This window comes from Alcanivorax sp. (assembly GCF_051117345.1).
Classification (GTDB): domain Bacteria; phylum Pseudomonadota; class Gammaproteobacteria; order Pseudomonadales; family Alcanivoracaceae; genus Alcanivorax.
Genome location: NZ_JBNPEC010000101.1, coordinates 1 through 2,888, shown reverse-complemented (window position 1 = coordinate 2,888; position 2,888 = coordinate 1). Strand labels below are relative to the sequence as shown.

3 protein-coding genes are annotated in these 2,888 nt (G+C 58.6%); 1 reads left to right on the top strand and 2 read right to left on the bottom strand.

Translation table 11 applies throughout. The features are described 5' to 3' along the window. Positions 1 to 267: 267 nt before the first annotated feature. Positions 268 to 1,119, top strand: coding sequence for a DUF2914 domain-containing protein (locus ACFE0K_RS06570; RefSeq protein ID WP_434535301.1), 852 nt, complete (start codon positions 268 to 270; stop codon positions 1,117 to 1,119). 21 nt (positions 1,120 to 1,140) lie between these two features. Here ACFE0K_RS06570 and ACFE0K_RS06565 read toward each other — a convergent pair whose 3' ends face one another. Continuing rightward, on the bottom strand, positions 1,141 to 1,707 hold the full coding sequence (locus tag ACFE0K_RS06565) for a hypothetical protein (RefSeq protein ID WP_434535300.1): 567 nt from the start codon (positions 1,705 to 1,707) through the stop codon (positions 1,141 to 1,143). A gap of 121 nt (positions 1,708 to 1,828) precedes the next feature. Further along, positions 1,829 to 2,888, bottom strand: a 1,060-nt coding sequence (locus ACFE0K_RS06560; protein WP_434535299.1) for a GMC oxidoreductase, incomplete at its 5' end; no start/stop codon positions are given.

The following is a 2,888-nucleotide window of genomic DNA, read 5'->3' as shown; positions in this document are numbered from 1 at the left end:
GGGACAACAGCCAGGTGGTACGGCAAATGGCCCTTAGCATTCCGGAAATACTGGAAGAGCTGTACCTGGCGTTCCATGGTCCGGATCAAGGTGATGAATCCGCCTCGGCAGACTGACTATTGTCTTTACCCGAACGTTCACCGCTAACGTGACGCAGTTCTGCGCCTTGTTGCCGCTGTGCCACTAGTCTTGTTGTAGACGCTGCCGCTATCCAAAAAACGATTCAGACATAAGCGGCAGCCAGACAACATTCTGGGGGTAATCAAGGTGCGTATCTGCATTGTCACCGGCCTGCTGATTCCGGCAATGGTCTTCGCTGAAACTGCCACCGACAACTCATGCCCGACATTGGTCAGTGCTGCTTTCACCACCGCGGTGGAAGAACGGGAACCGCTCGCTCAGCTCACAACCGCCCCGCTCTCTGTCAATGAACTACTGTTCTTTACCGCCATCCAGGATGGCAATGGCGAGCAGCTACACCACATCTGGTCTTATAACGGTGAACCCATCGTTGATGTGCCGCTGGCGGTGAGCTCTGACTACTGGCGCACCTGGTCGTCAAAAACCTTTGCCGGCCTTGATCTGGCTGCCGGTGGTCAGTGGCAGGTAAAGGTCAGCACAGAAAGTGGCTGTGAGCTGGGCAGCTGGACGTTGACTCTCAGCGATGATGGCGAAGCCACTGACTCGCCAGCCCCTGCAGCATCCACGCCATCGGCGCTGAAAAAAACCTCAGAAACGCCCCCAAAATCGCCGCCGGAAAAAGCCAAGACTGACGCGGTGGATCTCAGTGAAAACTACGCAGTGATTCGCCAGCTTCTTGATCTGGGCGATACCCGCGCGGTCAAGGTGGCGATACGCCGTGCTCGCGAACTTACAGCCAATCCGGAACAACTGGCTGAGCTGGATACCCTGGCCGCAGACAACCAAGCCTTTGCCGAACTCGATAAACTGATCCGCCAGCGGGATGTGTACGGTGCCCGTGAACTTATGCAAACGCTGGTGATCTCCATCTCCCCCGACAGCCCGGTTTACCCGGCGCTGCAAAGCCGGCACCAGCTATTGAAGCGCCTGGAAGGCAGCGAACGGAACGCCGTATTCCAGGCCGCATCCAGCCCTTGATGCCACACAACACCACGGGCATCAGTCGTCTTTCAGAGACAGATGGCTGATGTCCGGTGCCACCGGCGTTTTTTCCTCTTTTTTCTGCCCCAGTACTTCCCCCGGCTGAGCCATGGTCAAGTGCCCCACATCCGGCGCAGGCGGAGGAGCGGTCTTTTCACTGTTATCCATCTCTGCCCCCACTTCCGCCACCGAGAAGGCACCGGAAAAACCGGTTCCCCCGGTGCGGATGGTACCTACCGTTTCCAGCTCGCCAGACGACGGCTCTGACGGCTTCCGACTTTCCGGGGCCGCAGAAGCTGCACGGGATTCCGGTACCGGCGCGGTTGACGTAGCCGCTGTCTGAGCAGCGTCGGCTACCGGCCGCAATTCACACTCGGCGCCAGCCTGTTTCAGCACCGCGCGGAATTTCATGGCGGTGGCCTGATCGGCATCTTTCTTCAGTACCACCGGCTGCCCGGAAAACAATTTTTCCACCCGGGCCGCATCCATCTTGAAGATTTTTCCCAGGTTGCTCTTTACCGTCGCAAGGTCCGACCCTTTCACCAGCTGACCGGTAAAGACGATATGGAAACGGGCATCGGCCATTGTGGATTCCCCTCTGATTCTCTACTGACTACCAATATATCGTACCCGGAAATGGGCAGCACGGTTGCTCAACACACGCGGCTTGCCGGTGTTGCGTGAAGTATGCAGCGTGAAGCGACTCTTATGCCATTTCACTGGCGGCATACTCTGCCAGCGCGGCGATAGTACGCGAGGGGTTCAAACCCAGCGCCCGCGGCACCATGGCGCCATCAATCACGAACAGGTTGGGATAGTTGAACACTTCTCCCCGGTGGTCGACCACGCCCTGCTCCACAGAATCTGCCATATTGCATCCGCCCAGGGGGTGCGGGGTCACCAGATCCTTGAACCAGTCCCAGGTCGCCGGCGTCATCGGATCACCGCCGGTGGCGGCGGTCAGCGCCAGATGACGGTCAGCCAGACCCTGTACCGCCTTTTCCGCCTTGCGATAGTCCCAATCCAGTTTCAGCCGGTCTTTCTTCCAGGGCCAGTACCAGCGGCGCCCCAGGTAGAAACGGCCACCGGGATCGTCCATGGCCTGCCCGAACCAGGGCATCATCCTGGCAAAGGGATCACTGCTCTCCCCATACTTGAGCATGGCGGCACCCAGCCGGGTACTGGCGAAGCGGGAATCCTTGCCCAGTCGCTCCATCCAGCTACCGAGAATATCGGGTACGCCCCCGTCTTCCACAAAATAACGGGCGCCACCATCTTCCCCATCCAGGTAATCAATGGCACTGGTAATGGTCGGGCCCCGAGTGGGAGAAATCTGGCGTTCGTCATAAAACGCCATGGTGGCAAAGTCACCATTGCAGGACCAATTATAGCCAAGTTTGCGACTCAGTTTCGGCAAGGTCTTGTACTGATCCCGACAGCGCAACAGCAATTCCGTGGAGCCCATGGAACCGGCAGCCACGATCACTTTTTCCGCCTTGAAGCGGCGCCAGCAATGGCTGTCCAGGTCCCGGGCCAGCACTTCATAGCCACCATCGTCCAGGGCACGAATGGTACGCACATGATGAAGCGGGCGGACATCAGCACCGGCATTCTCCGCCGCCGCCAGGTAATTCATGTCCAGCGTGTTCTTGGCGTGTACCGGGCAGCCCAGATCGCAATTGCCACAATGCACACAGGTGCCTTGCGTTTTGCCCTGTGGGTTCACCCAGGATCGGCTGTGGCCGTAGTCATACGGATCTTCCCGC